Annotated in this window: 24 protein-coding genes; 11 read left to right on the top strand and 13 right to left on the bottom strand. The window is 41.6% G+C overall.

Features of this window, described 5'->3' with window-relative positions; translation table 11 throughout:
- Window positions 1–280: 280 nt before the first annotated feature.
- The gene (gene rpsO, locus QVD32_RS06410) at window positions 281–556 is read right to left on the bottom strand and encodes a 30S ribosomal protein S15 (protein ID WP_008861122.1); all 276 of its coding nucleotides are present in this window, start codon (window positions 554–556) and stop codon (window positions 281–283) included.
- 324 nt (window positions 557–880) lie between these two features.
- Here rpsO and QVD32_RS06405 point away from each other — a divergent pair, with 324 nt between their 5' ends.
- From QVD32_RS06405 to QVD32_RS06385, 5 genes are all read left to right on the top strand, one after another.
- The gene (locus QVD32_RS06405) at window positions 881–2,011 is read left to right on the top strand and encodes an acyltransferase family protein (RefSeq protein ID WP_287710165.1); all 1,131 of its coding nucleotides are present in this window, start codon (window positions 881–883) and stop codon (window positions 2,009–2,011) included.
- Window positions 2,012–2,580: 569 nt separating this feature from the next.
- Window positions 2,581–2,814: a hypothetical protein gene (locus tag QVD32_RS06400; RefSeq protein WP_287710164.1), complete on the top strand. Its 234-nt coding sequence runs from the start codon at window positions 2,581–2,583 to the stop codon at window positions 2,812–2,814.
- Window positions 2,815–2,889: 75 nt separating this feature from the next.
- On the top strand, window positions 2,890–3,891 hold the full coding sequence (locus QVD32_RS06395) for a glycosyltransferase family 2 protein (RefSeq protein WP_287710163.1): 1,002 nt from the start codon (window positions 2,890–2,892) through the stop codon (window positions 3,889–3,891).
- Window positions 3,892–3,992: 101 nt separating this feature from the next.
- Window positions 3,993–5,789, top strand: coding sequence for a translational GTPase TypA (typA, locus tag QVD32_RS06390; RefSeq protein ID WP_021891899.1), 1,797 nt, complete (start codon window positions 3,993–3,995; stop codon window positions 5,787–5,789).
- Between the two features lie 629 nt (window positions 5,790–6,418).
- Window positions 6,419–7,351: a leucine-rich repeat domain-containing protein gene (locus QVD32_RS06385; RefSeq protein ID WP_147401612.1), complete on the top strand. Its 933-nt coding sequence runs from the start codon at window positions 6,419–6,421 to the stop codon at window positions 7,349–7,351.
- A 1-nt stretch (window position 7,352) separates the two neighbouring features.
- Here the strand turns inward: QVD32_RS06385 and cdaA are convergent, their stop codons facing one another.
- The 4 genes from cdaA to QVD32_RS06365 all read right to left on the bottom strand — a co-directional run bounded on the left by cdaA (window position 7,353) and on the right by QVD32_RS06365 (window position 10,750).
- A complete protein-coding gene (cdaA, locus tag QVD32_RS06380; RefSeq protein ID WP_008861117.1) occupies window positions 7,353–8,117 on the bottom strand; it encodes a diadenylate cyclase CdaA in 765 nt (254 codons plus the stop codon).
- 1 nt (window position 8,118) lies between these two features.
- A complete protein-coding gene (folP, locus tag QVD32_RS06375) occupies window positions 8,119–8,982 on the bottom strand; it encodes a dihydropteroate synthase (RefSeq protein WP_195242198.1) in 864 nt (287 codons plus the stop codon).
- A gap of 134 nt (window positions 8,983–9,116) precedes the next feature.
- Window positions 9,117–9,407, bottom strand: coding sequence for a hypothetical protein (locus QVD32_RS06370; RefSeq protein WP_008861115.1), 291 nt, complete (start codon window positions 9,405–9,407; stop codon window positions 9,117–9,119).
- Window positions 9,407–10,750 carry a sodium-dependent transporter gene (locus QVD32_RS06365; RefSeq protein WP_021891895.1) on the bottom strand — a complete coding sequence of 448 codons (1,344 nt, stop codon included), beginning with the start codon at window positions 10,748–10,750 and terminating at the stop codon, window positions 9,407–9,409. Before QVD32_RS06365 ends, QVD32_RS06370 begins: the two co-directional genes overlap by 1 nt.
- Window positions 10,751–11,097: 347 nt before the next feature.
- On the opposite strand from QVD32_RS06365, the gene QVD32_RS06360 reads away from it, so the two are divergent.
- Window positions 11,098–11,496 (top strand): VanZ family protein, encoded by a 399-nt coding sequence (locus QVD32_RS06360; RefSeq protein WP_021891894.1) that lies wholly within the window; start codon window positions 11,098–11,100, stop codon window positions 11,494–11,496.
- A 32-nt stretch (window positions 11,497–11,528) separates the two neighbouring features.
- Here QVD32_RS06360 and QVD32_RS06355 read toward each other — a convergent pair whose 3' ends face one another.
- Window positions 11,529–11,867, bottom strand: coding sequence for a MerR family transcriptional regulator (locus QVD32_RS06355; RefSeq protein ID WP_008861112.1), 339 nt, complete (start codon window positions 11,865–11,867; stop codon window positions 11,529–11,531).
- Between the two features lie 11 nt (window positions 11,868–11,878).
- Window positions 11,879–12,850, bottom strand: coding sequence for a M23 family metallopeptidase (locus QVD32_RS06350; protein WP_021891893.1), 972 nt, complete (start codon window positions 12,848–12,850; stop codon window positions 11,879–11,881).
- A gap of 212 nt (window positions 12,851–13,062) precedes the next feature.
- Between QVD32_RS06350 and alaS the strand changes: the two genes are divergently transcribed.
- The gene (gene alaS / locus QVD32_RS06345) at window positions 13,063–15,681 is read left to right on the top strand and encodes an alanine--tRNA ligase (RefSeq protein ID WP_021891892.1); all 2,619 of its coding nucleotides are present in this window, start codon (window positions 13,063–13,065) and stop codon (window positions 15,679–15,681) included.
- An 80-nt stretch (window positions 15,682–15,761) separates the two neighbouring features.
- Here the strand turns inward: alaS and QVD32_RS06340 are convergent, their stop codons facing one another.
- Both QVD32_RS06340 and QVD32_RS06335 read right to left on the bottom strand, forming a co-directional pair.
- Window positions 15,762–16,307: a DJ-1 family glyoxalase III gene (locus QVD32_RS06340; RefSeq protein ID WP_008861108.1), complete on the bottom strand. Its 546-nt coding sequence runs from the start codon at window positions 16,305–16,307 to the stop codon at window positions 15,762–15,764.
- A 158-nt stretch (window positions 16,308–16,465) separates the two neighbouring features.
- The gene (locus QVD32_RS06335; RefSeq protein ID WP_008861107.1) at window positions 16,466–17,179 is read right to left on the bottom strand and encodes a YiaD family glycine zipper/OmpA-like lipoprotein; all 714 of its coding nucleotides are present in this window, start codon (window positions 17,177–17,179) and stop codon (window positions 16,466–16,468) included.
- A gap of 341 nt (window positions 17,180–17,520) precedes the next feature.
- Here QVD32_RS06335 and aroC point away from each other — a divergent pair, with 341 nt between their 5' ends.
- From aroC to mnmL, 3 genes are read left to right on the top strand one after another with little or no spacing between them, the layout of a single operon-like run.
- Complete coding sequence (gene aroC, locus QVD32_RS06330) at window positions 17,521–18,594, top strand: chorismate synthase (protein WP_008861106.1); 1,074 nt, start codon at window positions 17,521–17,523, stop codon at window positions 18,592–18,594.
- A gap of 10 nt (window positions 18,595–18,604) precedes the next feature.
- Window positions 18,605–19,963 (top strand): dipeptidase, encoded by a 1,359-nt coding sequence (locus QVD32_RS06325; protein WP_021891890.1) that lies wholly within the window; start codon window positions 18,605–18,607, stop codon window positions 19,961–19,963.
- A complete protein-coding gene (gene mnmL / locus QVD32_RS06320) occupies window positions 19,963–20,895 on the top strand; it encodes a tRNA modification radical SAM protein MnmL/YtqA (protein WP_021891889.1) in 933 nt (310 codons plus the stop codon). Before QVD32_RS06325 ends, mnmL begins: the two co-directional genes overlap by 1 nt.
- A gap of 6 nt (window positions 20,896–20,901) precedes the next feature.
- Here the strand turns inward: mnmL and queF are convergent, their stop codons facing one another.
- The 4 genes from queF to QVD32_RS06300 all read right to left on the bottom strand — a co-directional run bounded on the left by queF (window position 20,902) and on the right by QVD32_RS06300 (window position 24,192).
- Window positions 20,902–21,357: a preQ(1) synthase gene (gene queF, locus QVD32_RS06315; RefSeq protein WP_008861103.1), complete on the bottom strand. Its 456-nt coding sequence runs from the start codon at window positions 21,355–21,357 to the stop codon at window positions 20,902–20,904.
- A gap of 15 nt (window positions 21,358–21,372) precedes the next feature.
- Window positions 21,373–22,056, bottom strand: a complete 684-nt coding sequence (locus QVD32_RS06310) for a queuosine precursor transporter (RefSeq protein WP_008861102.1) — start codon at window positions 22,054–22,056, stop codon at window positions 21,373–21,375.
- Window positions 22,057–22,273: 217 nt separating this feature from the next.
- A complete protein-coding gene (locus QVD32_RS06305; protein WP_118687466.1) occupies window positions 22,274–22,900 on the bottom strand; it encodes a chloramphenicol acetyltransferase in 627 nt (208 codons plus the stop codon).
- A gap of 11 nt (window positions 22,901–22,911) precedes the next feature.
- Window positions 22,912–24,192: a hemolysin family protein gene (locus QVD32_RS06300; RefSeq protein WP_021891887.1), complete on the bottom strand. Its 1,281-nt coding sequence runs from the start codon at window positions 24,190–24,192 to the stop codon at window positions 22,912–22,914.
- 341 nt (window positions 24,193–24,533) lie between these two features.
- Here QVD32_RS06300 and QVD32_RS06295 point away from each other — a divergent pair, with 341 nt between their 5' ends.
- Window positions 24,534–24,839, top strand: a complete 306-nt coding sequence (locus QVD32_RS06295) for an HU family DNA-binding protein (RefSeq protein ID WP_270552212.1) — start codon at window positions 24,534–24,536, stop codon at window positions 24,837–24,839.
- Window positions 24,840–25,139: the final 300 nt, after the last annotated feature.

Below are 25,139 nucleotides of genomic sequence, written 5' to 3'. Positions count from 1 at the left end.
CCTACGGGCACTCCCCCTATATTTCCTTATGGAAACACAGGGGGGAGAGGATTGAAAGTGGCGTTTCAGTTTCGGTATAAGGATACATTGTGCACTTTTCCCCTGTGTTGCGTTAGCGGTATGGGAGAGGTAAAAAGATAATCCCCTCTGATTTTCTATTGAGCCGATATCCCCACGAATGATCGACTGAACTGCGAATAGGGTTTACCGTCGATGTGAGGTAACAAAAAAAGCGATTCGGAAAATACGAATCGCTTTTTTGTTGCTGTGTAGCGAAAAATTACTTTCTGATACCCAACTCTTTTTGTGCAATGATGGCACGGTAGCGGTTGATGTCGACTTTGATGAGGTAGTCGAGCAAACGACGACGTTTACCAACCAACATTTTAAGAGCTCGTTCAGTGCTATGATCTTTATGATTTGACTTCAAATGTTCAGTCAAATGAGCAATACGGTAGGAAAATAATGCAATCTGAGCTTCGGGTGAGCCAGTATCAGTATTGGACTTTCCGTATTTCTCAAAGATCTCTTTCTTTTTCTCAGAATCTAAATACATTTCTTTGAGTTTTGTTGTTAATAAATTATTGAGCGCACAAAGGTAAGCATTTGTTTCGGATTTTCAAAAATAGTTTCATTCTCTTTTTCCTTTTTTGTGGTGTTTGTAGGCCATGTTTATAAACAGGTTGTCTCTTATGTGGCAATTCGCTATCTTTGTAGGGGATAAGGCAGGGGCATAGTCGGGTCGGAAATGAGACTTCCGTTTGCTTCTGCACATACTTTCCCCTATATTTGTAAATATCGTTTTTTTTGTATCCGATCGAAGCATGCGGAGGAAACAGAAATATCGGTATTATTGTTTTATAATAATCTTAATTCTTGTATGTTGGGAAATGCGACACAACCAGTCGGCCAGCGTTTGGCATCATTGGATATTCTGCGGGGATTCGACTTGTTTTTACTGGTGTTTTTACAGCCTGTATTGGTCTCGTTGGGAGCATGTGTGGATAGCTCTGTGATGAATGCCGTTTTGTATCAATTCGACCATGAGGTGTGGGAGGGATTTCGTTTTTGGGATTTGGTGATGCCGCTGTTCCTTTTTATGACGGGTGTTTCGATGCCGTTTTCTTTTTCGAAGTATGAGAGGGTGGAAAGCCGGTGGTTCATTTATAAAAAGGTATTGAGACGTTTTGTCATACTTTTCTTGTTGGGCATGGTTGTTCAGGGTAATTTGCTGGGACTCGATTTTAAATACATTCGCTTGTATTCAAACACGTTGCAGGCTATCGCTGCCGGATATTTGATCGCTGCGCTCATTCAATTGAACTTTTCTTTAAAAGGGCAGATGGGTATGACGTTTCTGTTGTTGTTGGCCTATTGGTTCCCTATGACATTTTTTGGAGATTTCACACCGGAAGGGAATTTTGCCGAGAGGGTGGATCGTTTTGTCTTGGGCCGATTTCGTGATGGCGTTTATTGGAATGCAGACGGGACATGGAGCTTCTCATCGGACTATCATTACACTTGGATATTGAGCAGTCTCACTTTTGGGGTTACCGTTATGTTGGGCGTGTTTGCGGGTCGAATGATGAAAGAGGGTGCTTTTCATCGGCAGAAGGTGGCTCGCCGGTTGTTTTTGGTAGGGGTGACCCTTATCGTTGCGGCTTGGGCATGGAGTTTTCAAATGCCGGTTATCAAACGTATATGGACTTGTAGCATGACATTGCTGTCTGGCGGATATTGTTTTTTATTGATGGCTTTGTTTTATTATTGGATAGATTGTAAAGGCCATGATTGGGGATTGAACTGGCTGAAAATATATGGTATGAATTCTATAACGGCTTATCTGTTGGGGGAGGTTGTTAATTTCCGGTGCGTAGTGGCATCGGTCAGTTATGGCTTGGAGCGGTATTTGGGTGATTATTATTCGGTATGGCTGTGTTTCTCCAACTATCTCATAGTCTTTTTTATACTCCGACAGTTGTATAAGCGAAATGTCTTTCTTAGAATATAGACGGTTTCAACTACTCGTTTTGAGCGGAAGTATATGATTTGTCAGGTAAAGATGAAGTCTGCTTTTTTAGCAGATATTCGTCTTTTTATTTTCATTAAATAGTTGCGGGAAAACGATTGTTTTCTCATTTCTAACTTATGGAATACGCTTTGAAATGAAAAATGAATTTGTTCATTTTGTCTTTCTTTTACCTTTCGCTATATTTGCAAAACTTCACGCTGAATACCCCGGTTTCGGGATAGGTCTTGTTTGTTTTCAAACCAGATGGAGGGGTGGAGTTTTTTATTAGGAAAGGCGTTTACAAGCGTTTGTCTTTGGAGTGTCGAATCTCGCAAATTTGAACTTCTATACAAAGATGAAGGCAACCGAACGTCTACGGGATATGTTATATAGTAGGGCGTGCCGATTTATCGCATGCCGTATATGCATATCGGCGTGGGCTTTCAGCGTTGCTTATCTCTATAGAAGGGCGATGCGAGAGCCTGACACCGAGATAGGCAGGAGTGTGATTCTCACGCCTTTTTTGTGTTTGTTTAGCTCGTGTAGGGGAGTCGCACGATGTCGATACGATGATACACATCGGTTCTCTCATAGAAAAAAAGTTGCGCGAACAAGGTCGTACAGTTACTTGGTTTGCCGCCGCCTTACATTGCGATAGAACCAATGTGTATAAAATTTTTCAAAAATCGAGTATCGATTCATCGATGTTATATCGTATCTCTTGTATTTTAGGTTACGATTTTTTTTCGGAATATACCCAGTCTTTCGATAAGGGTGTAGCTAAAAAGTCTACAAATTCGTAGCGATCGCAGCGATATATTATTTAATAATATTTAATCCTGTTTTGTTTTCTTTGCCCATACTAAAAATGCTTTGTTATGGGTGTGTTTTTTTCTATTATTATTCCGGTCTATAATGGGGAACAGTATATAAAAAATTGTTTGGACAGCATTTATCGGCAGGGACTGGGGGACGATGTTTTTGAAGTGATTTGTGTCAATGACTGTTCAACGGATAATACGGCACAGGTTATTTTGGAATATGGGAAATTTCATCAAAATTTACGATTGATTAATCATGAGACAAACCGACGGCAGGGTGGCGCTCGCAATACAGCTGTAAAAGTTGCTAAGGGTGATTATATTTTGTATATTGATGCAGATGATACTTTTGAGTCGAACGCATTGCCTTTACTTAGGAATGTTATAGAAAAAAATAAAGATTTGGATATTTTGAAGTTTGATTATGCCCTTGTAGAACGTAATGGTTCTACAAAGAATATAATTGAGGAATTTGATAGTCAAGATGTAATGTCGGGACACGATTTTATCAAAAGGAATTCAATTCCATGGAGCTCATGGCTTTGTGCATATCGTCGGTTGTTTTTGTTAGAAAATAACATATTATTTCGAGAAAATGTTAGATTCGAAGATGCAGACTATATTATTAATTGTATAAGAATAGCGAATCGAATTCAATATGCTGCAATTGTTGTATATAATTATATTATGTATGATTCTCAGACAACAAAAATTAGATGTGAAAAGAATAAGATTGTAAACTTTTTCGAACAAAGTGATAGAATTAAGGAAATAGCTTATAAAGAACAAGATAAAGATGTTTCCAATTGTATTATGAGACATCACTTTTTTATGTATAAAATGAATATTCTTCGTTATTGGTGGCGTTTGTCATATAAAGATAGAAAAGAATTATTAGTAACTTATCAACCGATGTTACCTTGTAAAGACAAGTTGGTTTCATTTATCGGGAGATATCCCCGGCTGTTTTTTATGGTGAGTACTATTGTAAAGCCGTTGTTGCCGGGTTTGAGATATGTTTATTTAAAAATCAAAGATAGAAAGTCATCGTTGTTATAGCTTGTTCCGTGCGCTCGCAAAGTCTCCTAAGTACTAAATGAAGGAAAGTGATATACCATTTTAAAAAAATGTAGTAACTTTGCGCGGTTAAAATAGGTTATATGCAAAAAATCAGAAACATTGCGATTATCGCTCACGTCGACCACGGTAAAACTACGTTGGTGGATAAAATGTTATTGGCCGGGCATCTCTTTCGTGAGAACCAGAATTCCGGGGAGTTGATATTGGATAATAACGATTTGGAAAGGGAGCGAGGAATTACGATTCTTTCGAAGAATGTTTCTATCCGTTATAAGGATTACAAGATCAATGTTATCGATACTCCGGGGCACGCCGATTTCGGTGGGGAGGTAGAGCGTGTACTCAACATGGCCGATGGCTGTTTGCTGTTAGTCGATGCTTTCGAGGGCCCTATGCCTCAGACTCGTTTCGTTTTGCAGAAGGCTATTGAAATGGGATTGAAACCGGTTGTGGTCATTAATAAAGTGGATAAACCTAATTGCCGCCCGGACGAAGTCCAAGAGATGGTTCTCGACCTTATGTTTAGTCTCGATGCAACCGAAGAACAACTTGATTTCCCCACGATATACGGTTCGGCCAAACAGGGTTGGTTTTCGACAGATTGGAGGAAACCGACCGACAATATAACCGCTTTGCTCGATGCGATTATCGAGTATATACCCGAACCGCAGTATCTCGAAGGTACACCCCAGATGTTGATTACTTCGCTCGATTATTCTCCTTATGTGGGACGTATTGCTGTCGGCCGTGTTCATCGCGGTGAGCTGAAAGAGGGTATGGACGTGGCCTTGTGTAAGAAAGACGGATCGGTCGTTAAACAGCGGATTAAAGAGCTCGATGTTTTCGAGGGTATGGGACGTGCCAAAGTTCAGTCGGTAGGTTCGGGGGATATTTGTGCACTCATTGGTATCGAAAATTTCGAAATTGGCGATACCATAGCCGATGTCGTCAAACCGGAGGCCTTACCGAGAATCGCTATCGATGAGCCTACCATGTCTATGTTGTTTACAATTAATGATTCTCCTTTTTTCGGTAAAGATGGAAAATATGTGACTTCGAGGCACATAGCCGATCGTTTGACAAGAGAGTTGGATAAAAATCTGGCTTTGCGTGTGGAGCGGGGTGATACCGATGATGCGTGGACTGTTTATGGACGTGGAGTGTTACATTTGTCGGTCTTGATAGAAACTATGCGACGTGAAGGATATGAGTTGCAAGTAGGACAGCCCCAGGTAATTATTAAGGAAATTGACGGGCAGAAATGTGAGCCGGTGGAGTTGTTGACAATCAATCTTCCAGAGGAATATGCCAGCAAGATTATCGATATGGTTACACGCCGGAAAGGTGAGATGGTATCAATGACTACGCAGAACGATCGCATACACATCGAGTTCCATATTCCTTCGCGTGGTATTATCGGATTGCGAACCAACGTGCTGACCGCTTCGGCGGGAGAAGCTATTATGGCTCACCGCTTTTTGGAATATCAGCCCTGGAAAGGCGATATAGACCGCCGTACAAACGGCTCGTTAATTGCGATGGAAGCGGGTACGGCCTATGCCTATGCTATCGATAAGTTGCAAGATAGAGGTCGGTTCTTTATTTTCCCTCAGGAAGAAGTTTATGCCGGACAGGTTGTTGGGGAAAATGCTAAGGATAACGATATAGTGGTGAATGTTACCAAGTCGAAGAAACTGACGAATATGCGAGCTTCTGGTGCAGACGATAAGGCTCGTATCGTTCCACCGGTTATATTCAGTTTGGAAGAAGCTCTCGAATATATAAAAGAAGACGAATATGTGGAGGTGACTCCTCATCATTTGCGTTTACGTAAAATTATTTTAGATGAGACGGAGCGTAAACGGGCTAATCGATAAAATAGTTACAATATAAATAGGGTATTGAGGCGTAGAATATTTTCTACGCCTCAACTGTTTTAATAAGTTCAAGAAATGCGATATATAATGGGGCAGTAGAAAAGTGGGGATAGCTATCTTCTGCCACATTAATTTAGCGAATTGAATGGGATTGTATTTACCCCTTCTCCCCTGTGTTGCGTTAGCGATATAGGAGAGGGATTAGGATATACAAGGAAAATCACCATCAATTATCGACTGAATCTATATAATATATATAAAATTGTGTATTACAAATAGGATTCATATCTGTTATAACAGATTTTATTATATTTGCAGATACGAATATAGGATATGGTTCGGCATAGTCAAGTTGGAGATAAGATTTTCGTTTGTCTCTGCACTCACCATTCCCAATATTTGTGACGCTATACAAAAATTACTTAGAAGTATAGCGATCGTGTTGTGTTGAAGCATTTAGTTTTATTTATAAAGAGGGAATAAAGTTTTTTTTGACGGAGTCGAATTTACGTTTGGGGTGCGTATAATGTTGTTGTCATACTGAGTTTGTATTTCTATTGGGTGGGCAAACGATTTCTTATATTTTTAATTGTTGGGGGAATTGTTCTTTTATAGAGTTTATTGCATTTATGAAAAATTTGAACTGTGTTATGTGGTCGTTAAGGGCGTTGATCGGAAGATTAAGGCCCAGTAACAAGAGTATGGTTATTTGTGTGAATGAAGCTGGTACACTACCGTCGTTGATAGCGTCTCATTTGAAATACAGAATCGTAGAGCTTACACTGATAGGGGAATTAAATGGCACAGACCTAAGATACATTCGCGAGATGAGCGGGTGTGATGCAAACGGAAAGGAGACAGGCGGTTGTTTGTCCGTTTTGGATTTGTCGGGGGTAAATATCGTAGATGGGGGAAATACCTATTATGGGAATTATAGTGCCTCGGATAATAAGATAGGAGATTATACTTTTTATAAATGTGCTCGATTGACAAGGGTGATAATGCCCGATAATCTATTGTCTATCGGAGAAGGAGCATTCGGGTGTTGTTATAATTTGTCGTCGGTTGTTATACCGGATAAAGTTCGGGATATAGGTGAATTGGCTTTTTATAGATGTGAGTCTTTGGGGGTGGTGTCGATAGGGTGTGATGTGAACACGATAGGAGTGTACGCATTCAGGAGTTGTATTTCTTTGAAAGAGGCGATATTTGTCGATGGGAATAAACCTTTGCAGGTGGGAGATAATTTGTTTTATAATTGTCCTTTGGAAAAACTTTATGTGGGGAGGGATTTGAAATTTGAAAATTTTTCTTTCGGCAAAATCAAGACTCTTATGACTGTGGTTTTCGGTAAGGAGGTGACGTGTATCGGCGATCATCTTTTTACAGGCTGTCTCCGGTTGAAAGATATTTATATCGAGGCTCCGATACCTCCTGCGGTGGCCGATGGTTTTAATCCGTCCATTCTGTCGGAAGTGATTCTTCATGTCCCGAGCTGTTCTCGCGTGATTTATGCTGAACGATTTCCGTGGAGCGATTTTGTTTCGATTCAGATGTTTTGAGTCAATCAATAGATTCTTGTGCCAGCATACGTTCGAGGTCCTTCCCTGAGATTTTGGTCGTTATTTTTCCATTGTGAGCCAAAGAGATATTTCCCGTTTCTTCCGATACGACGACGGCAAGGGCATCGGTTACTTCGGTTATACCTAATGCCGACCGATGTCTTAGCCCCATCGATTTGGGTATTCTCGTATTGTGCGAGACCGGTAATATGCAAGCTGCCGAGGCTATTCGATCATCGGCGATAATCATGGCTCCGTCGTGTAAAGGACTATTTTTGAAAAATATATTCTCGATGAGCCTTGCATTTACATTTGCGTTGATCGTGTCGCCGGTATTTTTGTAATTATCGAGTGAAACTCCTTGCTCGATGACTATCAGGGCTCCGGTTTTTGTCTTGGACATATTCATACAGGCATGTACGATGGGCATGATATAGGGCTTTTCTCCGGTATCTTTGTGTTTAAGGAAGAAATTGAAAAAGAATCTCCATCGTTTGTGCGACCCGAGTTGTACGAGAAAGCGCTTGATTTCGTCTTGAAACAAAATAACGAGTATAAGGAGACCTACACTCATAAATTTGTCCATGATAGACCCGATGAGACGCATGTCGAGAATTTGCGTTACAACGATCCATACTCCCACGAATGCTAATACGCCGGTGAATATGCTTATTGTTCCCGACTCTTTCATCATTTTGTAAAGAGTGTACAGAAGCAGGGCTACGATGAGTATGTCGATAATATCTTTTATGCCGAATGAGAACATTTTATTTTACGGATTGTATGGTTTTTGAAACTATTTTTACCGCTTCCACAGCTTCTTTTACGTCATGCACTCTCAAAATGTCGGCTCCTCCTAATAAAGCCAGTGTGTTTAAGATTGTAGTTCCGTTTAGACTTTCTTCGGGAGTGTATCCAAAGTGTTTATATATCATTGATTTACGAGATATTCCCACCAATAAGGGATAGCCTATACGGGTAAATTCGTCGAGTCGGTTCATGAGCAAGTAGTTGTCGTCGACCGATTTGCTGAATCCGAATCCCGGATCGATGATGATATCGTTGATACCGAGGCTTTCGAGTCGGGCGATACGTGCTGAGAAATAGTAAAGCATTTCGGGAATGATATGCTTGTATCGGATTTGTTGCATCATGGTTTGGGGCGTCCCTTTCATGTGCATCAAAATATAGGCGACTTTCAACTCGGCTATGGTTTCGAACATTTGAGAATCGAGCTCTCCCCCCGATATGTCGTTGATCATCTGTACTCCGTATTCCCGGACACAGCGAGCGGCTATATCGGCACGAAATGTATCGACCGAAACTCGTGCATCGGGATATAGTTTGCGGATAATATCGAGTCCCTTCGAAAGTCGTTTCATCTCTTCGTCGGGTGAGATGTCATCGGCATTAGGTCGCGAGGAGTAGGCTCCTATGTCTATGATGTCGGCGCCTTCATTCACCATTTTATGCAGTCGCTCGGCGATTTGTTCTTCTTCCGTAGTACGGCTTCCGGGGTAAAAAGAGTCGGGGGTGATATTGAGTATTCCCATGATTAATGGTCTCGATAGGGAAACCAATTCTCCACCAAGATTCAAAGACAACGGTTCTTTTTGTATCCACTGGAACATAGTGCTGTACGTTTTGAAATCATATAACAAGACCTGCCGATACAGGCATTGCATACCGGCCTGCTGTTATGTTAAGCGAAGATAATTCTTTTTGTTGAATAGTAAGGTATGGATTTAAAAAAACTTCTTTGGCACTATTCTTCCCGGGGAACTGGTTTTAAACTTTTAGGAGGACGGGAACTTTTAGATGATTGCCGTTCGGCATTTTTTGCTTTTTCGTTTTGATGGTTCAAAGAACGATTGAATTCTTCCAGTTCGGATTGAAATGATTCGTATTCCATTGTAACTTCAACCTTTTCTCGTGAATGATAGTAGTATTGCGCAATGCGAGCTCCTGTGAGGATTAACAGAATGATAATCAATAACAGAGTCGCTCTGCGTTCGCTTTTCGATAATGAGAAAAAAGAATCGTTTTTAAGTGCCATCAGATAATACCAAATCCTGATAAAAAGATTAAAATGATGATGATTGGAGCTATGTATTTGATACAGAAAAAGATTGCGTTGAATAGTGGCTCGTGCAATTTATTTCGGTTAGTCAATTCCTCCCGGGAGATATTTCGTTTCAGTATCCACCCGATGAAAATACTTATCAACAGTCCGCCTACTGGCAACAAGATGATAGCTGAGAAGTAATCACAGGCATCGAATATGGTTTTCTCAAAAATGCGTATATGGCTCCATGAACCGATAGAAAGAGAGCAGATAGTGCTTAATATGGCAACAATGACCATCATTGTCCGGGTTGCCTTTTTCCTTGACAGATGCATGTGGTTGATAAAAAATGCAACTGCAACTTCGAAAAGAGAAACGGTGGAAGTAAGAGCTGCCACAGTGAGGAGTAAGAAAAACAATGCAGACCATAACGCAGATACCGGCATTTGATTGAATACATTGGGGAGGGTGACAAATACAAGGTCGGGACCGGCGACAGGATCCACACCATAAGAGAAAACAGCCGGGAATATAATTACTCCGGCCAAAATAGCAACGGTTGTGTCGAGTATCGCTACCGTGCTGGCTGTTTTTATCAGATGAGTTTTATTATTGAAGTAGGAGGAATAGGTGATGAGGATACCCATACCTAAACTTAAAGAGAAGAATGCTTGCCCCATTGCCCGTACGATGACTTGGGGTGTGATTTTCGAAAAATCGGGGTGTAGGAAAAATTTCAGTCCTTCGTTGGCTTCGGGTAGTGTTAACGACCGTATACAAAAAACGATGAGAATAATGAACAGTATAGGCATCAATATGTTGGACATTTTTTCGATTCCTTTCTGTACACCCTTAGATATGATGATATAGTTGATAAAGAGAAAAATGTATATCCATAGTAACGGCCGAAAATCGTTCTGGATAAATGCGTTTTGTTCAGCTTTGAATTCTGCTGCCGTTTTTCCGGTCAGATTGTTACAGGCTGCTTGAAAAAGATATTCGAGCGTCCAACCCGATATGACCATATAATATCCTAAAATAAGAATCGAGGCCAATATTCCGATATATCCGATGTAGTACCATCGACTGCCGGGGATTAATTTTTTGAATGCGTCTACCGTGTCGGATTTGGATTTTCTTCCAATAATGAATTCGGCACACATAACCGGCACACCTAATATAAGAACACATAGAATGTAAATCATTAAGAATGCTCCCCCTCCGTTCATTCCGGCTTCATAAGGGAATCTCCAAATATTTCCTAATCCTACCGCCGATCCTACCGTGGTGGCTATTACTCCTAACTTGGTCGCGAATTTTGCCCGTTCTCCCATTTTTAGTTCAAGATATAATTACAAAAGTATAAAATTTTAATTTATTTGTTCATATAGTAGCTTAATAAAAAGGGAATAGAGCCCTTTTTCTATAAAAATGTAATCCTTTTTGTAAAAAATGAATGATAGATTATATAACCAAATACAAATGGATTTGGTTTTGTCGTAAATGAAAATGCGGCCTTTGTGACAGGAGGTACAGGTAGATTGATTCTTGGCAGAAATCGGGTGATTTGTTTTTATTCTTGGCTTACTTTATCTTTGTCAAAGGATTGCAAAAGCAAGTATTTCTGTAAAAAGGAGATAATTGTACCTTTTTGTTTGTTGTAAAGATTACGTGAATAGATATGAGGCCTTTTAGATTTTTGGCGTTTGTCCCTACGATTATAGTATTGGTTGTAATTACATATTTGTCTCTGGCTAAGAATCCGGTACATAGTCAGGAGTTTTATTTATTCGAAGGAGCCGATAAGCTGGTGCACGGTTGTATGTATTTGGGGCTTGTTTGGATAGGCTGTTTCGATATATATCGGGTATCGAAGTTTACCGCTCCCAAGTTGATTTTGCTCGTGTGCGGGGCTATTGTGTGGGGTGGCTTGATGGAGTTGTTGCAGGGTGCTATGTCTATGGGGCGAAGCGCGGACTGGTATGATTTTCTCGCCAATGGTTGCGGGGCTATTCTGGGGCTTATCCTCGGTGTGAATAGTGTACCATATTTGTTTAAGAAGTGTAAGAAACTTTCTTGAAATTGTCAATATCTTCCTTCTTAATAGCCAAGCTATTCCAGTTCTTCCATAATGGCAATTAGTTCGGAACGCAGTGATTTCAGTCGTTCCACTACTTGTTGGGACCGAACGGTACTTTCTCTTTTGTGTTTCAACACTTGTTTCGCTCCTTCTATTTTCAGCTTTCTTTCTTTCAGCAAATAGTGAATGAGCTTTATTTCTTCGATATCTTTTTGGGAATAATAACGAGTCCCTTTGGGGGATCGTTTAGGATTGATTGTTTTAAACTCTGTTTCCCAATATCGGAGTAAGGATTGGTTTACATTGAACATGTCCGATACCTCACCGATCGTGTAATATAGTTTTTGTTTATTTGTTACAGGTTCTTTCATACGATTTGTTTTTAATCCATTACACGCCCTTGATTTTCGGCAAGTTGAGTCATGCGGTCGTAATCTTCGGGTGAAAGGTCGAAGAAATAGTAATTGATAGGATTCTGTGCTTTCCCTTTGTATAGAACTTCGTAATGTAAATGCGGCCCTGTGGATTTCCCCGTATTGCCTACTTCGGCTATTTCTTCTCCTCGTATGACTTCTTGTCCTTTACGGACTAATATTTTACTGAGGTGAGCATATCGGGTTTTATAATCATATCCGTGATCGATGACTACCGTGTTCCCAAATCCTTGTTGCCAGCCGGTTTCAATGACACGGCCGTTCCCGGTTACGTAAACAGGGGTTCCCACATTGGCAGAAAAGTCCATTCCCTGATGGAATTTTGTGGTCTTGTAGATCGGATCTATTCGATAACCATACCCCGATGCTGTTCGTTTCAAATCTTTGTTAGAAACGGGTTGTATGGCCGGAATGTGTTTTATGCGCTCCTCTTGGCCTTGTGCCAGTTTGACGAGTTCGTTCATGGAATTGCATTGTACATATACTTGCCTCGCAAGGTTGTCTACTTTTTGACTGGTGGAAACAACCAGCTCTGCATCGCTCATTTGCAACAGATTCTCGTACCGGCTGGGATTGTATATTCCGTTATTCCTGATTTCATCGTTTACAGGCTCGGCTTGCAGAATGACCCGATACATGTTGTCGTCTCGTTGTTGTAAATCATTCAGAACTTCCAGCGCTGCATCGACTCGTTTGGAAAGCACTTTATATTGTGTCTGCATTTGCTCGTTTTCCATTTTCAGAAGCTCTTCTTTGGGCGAACCGAACCAAAAATAAAATGCGACGATGACCCCTATACTTAGTATGCTACCGACGAACAAATGGCGTAAAACAACGATGATGCGCTGGCGAAGTGAAGGATATACCCGTTCGTATGTCAGTGTTTTAGGATTGTATATGTAGAATATTTTTTTACTCATTGATTATTTGTCGGCTCATTCTTATTGGCAAAAGCTTTTATAGACCGTAAAAAAATATGTTTCTAAGCATTTTTTTATCTGCACATGGGTACAAAAATAATAATTTGGGCTATTTTTGCAAATTGTTTTTGGTAATATTAATATACCGTATTGGCGATTTCTATTTCGATAACGAAAAAGAAAGCCGTGGAACTTAATATAATTAAATTGTTATGCTGACAGCAAAAGAGATTCGTGAATCTTTTAAGGATTTTTTCAGAGAACGAGGCCATCAGATCGTGCCTTCGGCTCCGATGGTGATTAAAGATGACCCTACGTTGATGTTTACCAATGCGGGAATGAACCAGTTTAAAGATATTATCTTGGGAAATGTTCCGGCAAAATATAAGCGGGTCGCGGATTCACAAAAATGTTTGAGAGTGAGCGGTAAGCACAACGATTTGGAAGAGGTGGGACTGGATACCTATCATCACACCATGTTCGAGATGCTCGGTAACTGGTCGTTCGGGGACTATTTTAAGAAAGAAGCGATCGATTGGTCTTGGGAATATTTGGTCGACGTATTGAAAATAGATCCGGCCCGATTATACGCTACCGTATTCGAAGGATATGCGTCCGAAGGTTTGGAGAGAGATAACGAGGCTGCCTCGTATTGGGAAGCGCATTTGCCCAAAGATCATATAATTAACGGAAATCGACATGATAATTTTTGGGAAATGGGAGATACGGGACCTTGTGGACCCTGTTCTGAGATTCACATCGATTTGCGGAGTGATGCCGAGAGAGCCGAAGTCGATGGATTGAAATTGGTTAACCAGAGTCACCCGCAAGTGATAGAGATATGGAACCTTGTGTTTATGCAATATAACCGTAAAGCCGATGGTTCGCTCGAACCTCTTCCTGCTCGGGTAATCGATACCGGTATGGGATTCGAACGGCTTTGTATGGCGTTGCAAGGAAAGACGTCTAATTATGACACCGATGTATTCCAACCGATTATCGGGGAAATCGGGCGTCTTTGCGGTAAGAAATATGGCGACGATCCTAAGGTCGATATTGCTATGCGTGTCATTGCAGACCACATACGTACGATTGCATTTTCTATTACCGACGGGCAGTTGCCATCGAATGCGAAAGCCGGTTATGTAATTCGTCGTATTTTACGTCGGGCTGTACGTTACGGGTATACATTCTTGGGTCAGAAGCAGGCTTTCCTTTATAAATTATTGGACATTCTTATTGAAACGATGGGAGATGCCTATCCTGAATTGAAGGCTCAAAAGGTCCTTATCGGAAAAGTAATTAAAGAGGAGGAAGATGCTTTCTTGCGTACTCTCGAAACCGGTATTAAGTTGCTCGATAAAGTAACTGCCGATACAAAGGCTGCTGGTAAGAGCGAGATTAGCGGGCGGGATGCTTTCGTGTTGTACGACACTTATGGTTTCCCTCTTGATTTGACCGAGTTGATATTGAAAGAAAAAGGGTTAGGAGTGGATATCGACGAGTTCAACGCCCAAATGCAACAACAAAAGGAACGGGCTCGTAATGCGGCTGCCGTAGAAACGGGCGACTGGGTTGTATTGAAAGAGGGTGAGCCCGAATTCGTGGGATACGATATGACCGAGTGCGACGCCGAGATATTGCGCTATCGTAAGGTAAAACAAAAAGCTCGCGAGTTTTATCAGATTGTTTTGGACAGAACCCCTTTCTATGCCGAAATGGGTGGTCAGGTAGGCGATACAGGAAAGTTGATTTCTGGAAATGATATCGTGGAGATATTACAGACCAAGCGGGAAAATAATTTGAGTATTCATATAGCCGAGCGATTACCCGAAGATGTGACCGCTACATTCCATGCCGTTATCGATAAAGAGGCACGTCGGGCGACTGCATGTAATCACACGGCGACTCATCTTTTGCACGAAGCTCTGCGTGAAGTTTTAGGAACTCATGTAGAACAAAAAGGTTCTTATGTCTCTCCGCAGTCGTTGCGTTTTGATTTTTCTCATTTTCAAAAAGTCACAGACGAAGAGTTGAGAAAAGTCGAGATGATAGCCAATCGAAAAGTGCGTGAAGCTATCCCGTTAGATGAACATCGTAATGTTCCTATCGCCGAGGCTAAGGCTATGGGAGCGATGGCTCTATTTGGTGAAAAGTATGGAGAAGAAGTCCGGGTGATTCGTTTTGGATCCTCTGTCGAGTTGTGCGGTGGTACTCATGTATCCAATACCGGAAATATCGGTATGATAAAAATTATAACCGAGAGTTCGATTGCTGCGGGAATCCGTCGTATCGAGGCTATAACAGGAGCTCGGGTAGAGGAAACGATGAACGCCTTGCAAGATTCGTTGAAAGAGATAGGAATCTTGTTTAATAATGCTCCCAATTTGTTACAAGCGATTCATAAAGCCATCGATGAAAATGCCGAATTGAGGAAACAGGCCGAGGAATATGTTAAGGAGAAAATGATTGTCTTGAAAGATCGTATGGTTAAATCGGCCGAGAGTATAGATGGCGTGAAACTTATCCGTTTCATCGGTCCGATGCCGTCCGATATGGTTAAGGGAATCGCCTTTTTACTTCGGGGTGAAGTCTCCAAAGGATTGGCTTTTGTCGCTGCGACCCGGGATAAAGATAAACCTCTATTGACGGTTATGCTGAGCGATGACTTGGTTGCCGATGGGAAGAATGCTTCTGCGATTGTTCGGGATGCTGCTAAGTTGATACAAGGTGGTGGAGGCGGGCAACCCTATTTCGCACAAGCCGGCGGAAAGAATGCCGACAAATTGACCGAAGCGTTGGATAAGATGGTTTCGTCTATTGTGGGATAATTCGATAGTTGAATTTGTAATATGACAAAAATAGCCCCGACAATGCCGGGGCTATTTTTTATCTGTATGGTTTTGAAGATTTACAATAACATGCCGCTCGTGACCTCACGGGCTTTTTCTTCCCCGGCAATTTGGGTGATGATGGCTGTGGCGAACGATATGGCAGCTCCCGGACCTTTTCCTGTGGTAATGTTTCGGTCGACAGTCACGTTGTCGCCTGTTACAGTTGCGCCAGTGAGGAATTGCTCAAATCCGGGATAACAGGTAGCTTTATATCCGTTAAGCAATCCTGCCTGACCCAGAACCGACGGAGCGGCACAAATGGCAGCGATGTTCTTGTTGGCAGCGGCTTGGCGTTGCAATAAAGAAACCAACGGTTTGCATTCTCCCAAGTGTTTTGTTCCCGGCATTCCTCCGGGTAAAATTAACCAGTCTGCATCTTCGGTCGATAGTTCCACCCATGTACAATCGGCTGTAACAGTTATTCCATGAGCTCCTTCAACTTGAAGATTTCGCGATATGGAAACGGTTGTAATATCGATTTCGGCTCGGCGTAACATATCTACGATCGTGAGAGCTTCTATTTCTTCAAATCCTGTTGCAAGAAATAAATAAACGGTTTTCATTATTCGGATCTTTTTTAGTGTCAAATTAATGTTTGGAGAAACTCATTCTGATTTTATATCGTATATACAATCGAATGACATAAATAGTTGTTGGACTCATATTTTATAAATCCACTGACAGAATATACCTGTCAGTGGATTTATGATGGTGTTATTCCTTAAAGGGTTCCGGCTTCGGCTTGTTGAATCATTTGTTGGCTTGCATACAAATAGATTTCTACACGACGATTTTCTTGTCGGCCTGCTGCCGTGGAGTTGTCTGCTATGGGATTGGCTTCGCCCATACCTTGCACAGATTTGATCTGGTTCGTGGAAACCCCGCATGCCAGCAGATAGCTTGCTACACTTTGAGCTCGCTCCTGAGATAAGTTCAGATTTTTCTGGTAACTTTGTTCTGCTGTCGAGTTTTTCCAGCCCTGATTATCTGTATATCCGTAGATAGTGACGTCCATATCACGATTTTGGTTCAGTACGTCGTTAGCGAATTTACTTAAAGACGATTTAGCCGATGAACTGAGGTTTGAACTGCTTGTCGAGAAAAGGATTCCCGAGTCGAATGTCACTTTTACAGCTTGTAATCCATTGTTGTCGGTAACTTGCTCGACTTGTGCACCTTCTACCTGTTTGGCTTGTTCGGCCGCTTTGTCCATTTTCTTTCCGATAAGGGCTCCTGCCGTTGTTCCTACGGCAGCACCCACGGCAGCACCGATAGCAGCTCCTTTGCCTTTTCCGAAAATCGCACCTAATCCGGCGCCGACAGCGGCCCCGCTACCTCCCCCGATAAGGGCTCCTTTTCCGGTATTTGACATGTTACAGCTTGTAAATAGCATGCCGGCAGCCAATATACAAGACATAATTTTAATGCTCTTCATTTTTTTAGTTTTAGAAATTGATTTACAAAAATAAAGAAAAAATCGATATGATATTTGTTTATATTATTTTTTTGAGGAAAGGAGTATATGGCTCCTTTGAAAATAAATAACAGTATTTGAGATTATTATGTTCGATGTTATGGAAAATGTACCATCGTCAAAAATGGAGCCGTTCGCTTTTTAGTTCTCTTACCTATATTTGTAACCATAGGATTAAGGTTCTATATGGAAGATAAATATTTGTATTATAAGTTATAGAATGACCGGTATAATTCATGCGAGTATTGTTTTTGCTTTTAGTTTGTACTATCTTTGTTTAATTAACTAATACAATAATCGAGATGAACACGTTCGGAAATCTCTTTACGCTTACTTCATTCGGAGAGTCTCATGGTAGGGCGATCGGTGGGGTGGTAGACGGTATGCCTGCCGGTATTCCTGTGGATATGGAGTATATACAGCGAGAGTTAAACAGGCGTCGTCCCGGGCAATCGTCGATTGTCACCTCTCGTAAAGAAAACGATCGGGTAGAATTCCTCTCCGGGATTTTCGAAGGGAAGACAACCGGTACGCCTATCGGTTTTCTTGTGTATAATGAGAATCAACACTCATCGGATTATGATAATTTGCGGGAGGTGTTCCGCCCTTCGCATGCCGATTATACATACACCCAGAAATACGGGGTACGGGATCATCGGGGAGGTGGTCGTTCTTCGGCTCGCGAGACGATAGCTCGCTGTGTCGCCGGAGCTCTTGCAAAACTTGTTTTAACTCGGCTGGGCATAGAAGTCTGGGCGTATACTTCGCAGGTGGGGGAATTGTCTTTGTCCGGCGATTATAATCGATATGACTTCGACGAGATAGAGAAAAATCCGGTACGTTGTCCCGATGCGGATATGGCAAAACGAATGGAGGAATATATCGGAAAAGTAAAGTCAGAAGGCGATACAGTGGGAGGTGTTGTTACCTGTGTCGTTCGACATGTTCCGGCAGGGTTGGGCGAGCCTGTGTTCGACAAGCTGCATGCCGCATTGGGTAGTGCGATGTTGAGCATAAACGCTGTAAAAGGCTTTGAATATGGTATGGGTTTTGGAGGGGTGAGATACAGAGGTTCTCAAATGAATGATGTATTCGAAACTCAACAGGGCAAAATCGTAGCGAGAACCAATCATTCGGGTGGGATTCAAGGTGGAATTTCCAATGGAGAAGATATTTATTTCAGAGTCGCGTTCAAGCCGGTCGCTACTTTATTGAAAGATATAGAGACAGTCGATTCGCAAGGAAACCCGACCGTGTTGAGGGCAAAAGGACGTCATGACCCTTGCGTATTGCCCCGTGCCGTACCTGTGGTGGAAGCTATGGCAGCAATGGTTATTCTCGATTATTATTTGTTGGCACAAAGTCATAAATTATAAATTAAAAAATATGGATACAAAAAAGTATATAGACAGTCATAGAGAGCGTTTTTTCAACGAGTTATTTTCGTTGCTTCGTATTCCTTCTATCAGTGCGTTGCCTGAACATAGAAAGGATATGCAGCTTTGTGCCGAACGATGGAGGGATTTGCTTTTGGAAGCCGGAGCCGATAGAGCCGAAGTGATGCCTACCTCGGCCTCGCCTGTGGTTTTCGCCGAAAAGATAGTTGATAGGAGTTTCCCTACGGTACTGGTATATGCTCATTATGATGTGATGCCTGTCGAACCGCTTGAACTGTGGCATACCGAGCCTTTCGAGCCGGTAGTAAAAGACGGGAAACTGTGGGCTCGGGGGGCCGACGATGACAAAGGGCAAGGGTTTATCCAGTTGAAAGCCTTTGAAATTGCGGTCAAAGAGGGTTTGTTACGCTGTAATGTGAAATTTTTGATAGAGGGTGGCGAGGAAATCGGTTCCCCCGGAGTAGAGGCTTTTTGTAAGGAACATCTCGATTTGTTGAAATGCGATGTGATACTGGTCTCAGACACGAGTATGGTCGGTTTGGATACTCCGTCTATCACGACCGGATTGCGAGGATTAGCCTATTGGGAGATAGAGGTCACGGGTCCTAATCGGGATTTGCATTCGGGAATTTTCGGGGGAACGGTAGCTAATCCCATTAACGAACTTTGCAAAATGCTGGCCGGTGTCGTAGATGAAAATGGTCGTATAACTTTACCGCATTTTTATGACAAAGTAGAAACTGTTTCGACGCAAGAACGAGCCATGTTGGGAGCTGTGCCTTATGATGAAGAAAAATATAAAGCGGCGATCGATGTGGAGGCTCTTTCGGGAGAGGTTGGTTATTCACCTTTGGAGCGTACCGCCATTCGTCCTACGTTCGATATTTGCGGTATTTGGGGCGGGTACACGGGCGAAGGTGCAAAAACTGTATTGCCGTCAAAAGCCTATGCCAAAGTTTCTTGTCGGTTGGTTCCCCATCAGAATCATGAGGAAATATCCAAGATGTTTATCGATTACATATACTCTGTCGCTCCTCGCAGCGTAAAGGTGAAAGTGAGCCCGATGCATGGGGGTGAAAGCTATGTATGTCCTATCAATTTGCCGGCTTATCGGGCTGCGGAAAAGGGGTATGAGCTGGCGTTCGGAAAACGTCCATTGGCGGTACGTCGTGGAGGAAGTATCCCTATTATAGCAACTTTTGAAAAAGTTTTGGGTGTGAAATCGGTCTTAATGGGATTCGGATTAGAATCGGATGCTACGCATTCGCCGAATGAAAATTTCCTGATCGAAATGTATGAAAAAGGAATTATCGCAGTAGTCGAATTTTATAATCAATTCGGGCATTGATGGCGACGGGAGAAAAACGGTATCGGGATTTTTCCGATTTTTTGAATCTCCATTTCGATTGTAAAGTCCAAAAAATATCGTTACATGCAGGGTTTACTTGCCCTAATCGGGACGGGAGTATTGGGGTCGGTGGTTGTACTTATTGCAACAATCAGACGTTCAGTCCTGATTATTGCCACACGGGGAAGAGTATCACCTCCCAGTTGGAAGAGGGGATAGCTTTTTTTGCCCGTAAATATCCTGAAATGCACTATTTGGCCTATTTTCAGGCTTATACGAACACGTATGGAGAGCTTGCCGTTTTGAAGCAGAAATATGAGGAGGCGTTGTTTCACCCCGGTGTCGTGGGGATTATTGTCGGTACTCGCCCCGATTGTATGCCCGACGGACTGTTGGAATATTTTGCGGATTTGTCCCGACATACATTCGTATTGGTGGAGTATGGCGTGGAGAGTACTTGCGACGAAACTTTGCGTAGGGTTAACCGGGGACATGATTTTGCCGCTTCGGTCGATGCTATTTGTCGTACGGCTGAAATGGGTATTGCAGTGGGGGCTCACATGATATTGGGATTGCCGGGAGAGAATCGGGAGATGATTTTATCTCATGCCGATAAGATGTCCCGGTTGCCGCTCGACACGATTAAGTTGCATCAGTTGCAGCTTATTCTCCATACCCGTATGGCTGCCGAATATAAAAGCAATCCGAATGATTTTCATTTGTACGATGTCGATGAGTATATCGATCTGGCAATCGATTTTGCCGAGCGATTGTCTCCGCACATCGCTATCGAACGTTTTGTCTCTCAGTCTCCGGCCGAACTGCTTATCGCTCCGAATTGGGGGATAAAGAACTATGAGTTTACGGCTCGTTTGTTGAAGCGAATGAAAGAACGCGATACTTGGCAAGGAAAGTTGTTCACCGAAGTCTGAGCCGGTTTAACGGTGGTTTTGTAATCTCTGTTTCGCCATTTGCTCGTATTCTGTACCCGGTTGTCCGTAATTACAATACGGATATATGCTGATACCGCCGCGGGGCGTGAAGAAACCTGTTACTTCGATGTATTTGGGATTCATGAGCTTAACGAGGTCTTTCATGATGATGTTCACGCAATCTTCATGAAAAGCTCCGTGGTTACGGAAACTGAATAAATAAAGTTTCAGACTCTTGCTTTCTACCATATGTTCTCCGGGAATATAGTCGATTTGTATGGTAGCGAAATCGGGTTGTCCGGTAATCGGGCACAGACTGGTAAACTCCGGGCAGTTGAATCGTACCCAGTAATCGTTTTCCGGGTGTTTGTTTATAAATGTTTCCAAGACCTCGGGTGCATAATCCTGTTTATACACGGTCTTATGTCCCAGCAGGGTCAGTTGTGATGTCTCTGATTTCATAATAAGTCGTGTTGATTATTGTAGTTCTTTTATCTTGAATATGTTGTATGAAACTTTCTGGTCGTAGACATCGCTGCCGTCTATCTTTTTTACGAATCGTACGACTCTTATCGTTACCGGCAATATGACGATTTCATAGGCCGTTTTAAGGCAGGCTTGTGTTACAATGAGAATCAATAGTTCGTTTACAGGGACTACTCCACCGAATGCGATAGGAAAAAACAAGAGCGAATCGGCACTTTCGCCCACTACGGTCGATGTAATGGCTCGTAATGAAAAGTGTTTACCCTTGCTCGATATTTTCATTTTACTCATGACATAGGCGTTCAAAAAGGAGCCTACGAGGAAAGCTATGAAACTTGCTAATAAGATGCGGGGTGTTGATGAAAATACGGTTTCGAACGATTTCTGTCCGTCCCAAAATAGAGCCGATGGTAATATAATCGCTATCTGTATAAAGATGATAGCCATTAAGTTCATCAGGAATCCGAGCCAAATAATGAGTCGGGCTTTTCGATACCCCCAAACCTCTGCGATACAATCGTTGATAATGTAAGAGATGGGGAAAACGATGAGACCTGCGGTCGCAGTAATACCTCCTAACGAAATCATCTTTACTTCGAGTAAATTCGAGCAGATGAGGCAGACACAAAAGACGACGCCCATGATTAAAAAGGGCAGGGAAAAAGAACGATTCATAATTCTTGTTTTTTACGTGGTGTTCAAGCACACGGAGGATATTTATCCTCTCCTGTTTTATACTAAATCTTTTAGGGGTGCAAAGATAATACAAACGAAGGTAAAAACAAATTCATCGGGGATATACCTCGTTTCGTTTGTCTCTGCCATCGGTACAAATAGTATATCTATATCATAACAAGACAGGATTGGAAGACTTATGGGGAGCAGAGATTCTTTATGGTTCGGATAATTTATTTAAGAATTGGGCAATATGTTTCCCGTCCATGAGTCCGTGATGGGCACAGATCGATATGGGAAGAAGCATTTTCCCATTTGTGTCGATGAGTTTTCCTGTCGATATGCGAGGGACCGAATCTCCGTTCTTGAAAGAAACAGCGTGTTTCATTTCGGAGAAGGATAACCACGGAATAGAAGAGTATCTGATAACGTCTTCTCTTCCTGTATTTTTCGAAAAGGATAACCCTGTACTGTTTTTTACTCTTGTTATCTCTTGAATTGCTTGTTGAATGAATTCGTTGCGATCGGGGATATATTCGAAAAAAGCAAAACCGAATGTTCCGTCTTCTCTTCCTATTGTCGGAGATACGTGTATGGTATCGTATTTAACGACAGAATTCCCTTCCTCGATTCTTAATTTGAATTCGTCTGTTTCATTGGCTTTTGTCAATATATGATGGAGCGAGTAAAGGAAAAAAGATTGAGAATTACGTTTGGCTTCGAGATATATAGTAGTAAAATCTATGTTTGTAGTTATTCCGAAAAAGGGATCGTCAAAAGCAGAAAAGAACCGGAAGTGTTCCTTCCGGTTCCAAGATTCGATATTTAGTTTGGTCTTTGTCATTGAGATCGATGTTACAAGGTTATGTTATCCGTTTCATTTTTTTGAACCAGAACTTTATCGATGCGGGCTCCGTCCATGTCGACGATTTCGAAAGTGAAGCATAGCCATTCTATCTTTTCTCCTTCGGTCGGAATGTGCTGTAATAATTCGAGGATAAGCCCGCTCAGAGTATTGTAATTGTATTCTTGATAACGATCCGTCATGTCGTAGTGGTCCAGAAAATCATAGAAAGAGCATTGTCCGTCGATGAGACAAGAGCCATCTTCCCGGATAATAATATCTGCCGAAGGCCCCGATGATACAGAACCGACCAAAGCTCCCAAAATATCGCTTATCGTCACAATTCCTTCAATACTCCCAAATTCGTCGGTTACTAATCCATAGCGTTGATTTTCATTGCGGAGCCTTTCCATCGCAGTATATACACTCATATTTTCCGGCAGGAAATAGGGAGTTGAGGCGACGGCTCTGATATCGAAATTTTTATCATCGATCTTTCCGAATAAATCTTTTAAAGAAACTATTCCGATAATGTTATCGAGGCTGTCTTCGCATAGCGGATATACGGCATGAAGATCACTGGTAATCTTTGATTTCAGGGTCGTGTTGTCATCTTGTACATCGAGACAAATTAAATCGCTCCGGTGGGTCATGATAGAGGATATATTGCGATCTCCCAAGTTAAAAACTCGTTCTACAATGTCTTGTTCCACCTCCTGTACACACCCTCCCTCTGTACCTTCTCGAACGATAGCTTTTATTTCGTCTTCGGTGATTCCTTCTTTTTGAGATGAAAGCCCTAAGAAACGGCATACCCCGGCTGTACTTTTGGTGAGTATCCACACGAAAGGCGATGCGATATACGATAACCACGACATAGGTCTCGATACTATCTTTGCAACTCGCTCCGAGGCTATCATACCGATACGTTTGGGAACCAATTCGCCGATAATAAGGGTTAAATATGTAACTATAATAACAATGATGGCTTGTGCCAAACCTACTGCATAAGGAGCTAATAAGGAACTTTTAGCTAATAGTTTTGCAAGGCTTTGGGCTAAGGCTTCGCCAGAGTAAAGACCCGTTAAAATTCCGATGAGGGTAATACCTATCTGTACGGTTGAAAGAAATCGGTCGGGGTCTTGTGATAGTTTTAAGGCTGATAATGCCGCTTTGCTACCTTTTTTCGCACTATTTTCTAATTTGACTTTTCGTGCTGAAACCAGTGCAATTTCAGACATAGAAAGTACTCCGTTACATAAAATAAGAAGTACTATAATTATAATTTCCATGTGAGAATAGAGATTTACAAGGGCGAATATACGAAAATAAATCGGAATGTTACAAATTTGTTTATATAAGAGTCTTTTTTTAATTTTATTTAGGTGGTTTATTTTCAGATTCGTTAAGATGTAACGATCGAGTAAATGGTTTTACTTGCTGTCTTAAACCGGTGAGTGGAACATTCCTATAAGAATAAAATAATATAAGTTGCTGAAAAGTAAAAAATAAGTACGATATTTGCACTCGCAAAACAGTATGGATTGAGGCTTTTAATTTGAGAAAAAAAAGTGTTTTTGCTTTTTTAGATGGGTAAAAAGCTATATATTTGCAGTCCAAAAAATTAAAAACAATATTATTCGTAAATATTATAATTTATAGCAAAATGACTAAGGCTGACATTGTAAACGAAATTTCTAAAAACACAGGAATAGAAAAAGCTGTTGTTCTTGAAACCGTTGAAAAATTTATGGAGAGTGTAAAGGGCTCTTTGGCAAAAGGTGAAAATGTGTACCTGAGAGGTTTTGGTAGTTTCATCGTAAAGAAAAGAGCACAGAAAACGGCTCGCAATATTTCCAAAAATACTACGATAATAATTCCGGCCCACAACATTCCGGCATTTAAGCCTGCAAAAACTTTCATGGGTGAAGTAAAATAAGAAAATCAATAAATATAAGTATTAATCTTTAAAAGCATACCGTTATGCCGAGTGGAAAAAAAAGAAAAGGCCATAAGATGGCTACTCACAAACGCAAAAAAAGATTGAGAAAAAACAGACATAAGAAGAAATAATGTCTGTCGGCTCAATGAATGACAGAACACGAAGAACAAATTTAATGCGATTTAGTCATTAGATTTGTTCTTTCTGCTTTATCGAAACCATTTTGTATAACAAATGGTTAGTATTAAAAACTCTTTTGGCAGGATGCCTGTTCTTTTTAAGAAGGCCGACATGCTG

Origin of the sequence: Barnesiella sp. (genome assembly GCF_022723415.1) — a bacterium.
In the GTDB taxonomy this organism is placed as follows: domain Bacteria; phylum Bacteroidota; class Bacteroidia; order Bacteroidales; family Barnesiellaceae; genus Barnesiella; species Barnesiella intestinihominis.
This window is presented reverse-complemented; position numbering and strand designations above follow the sequence as displayed.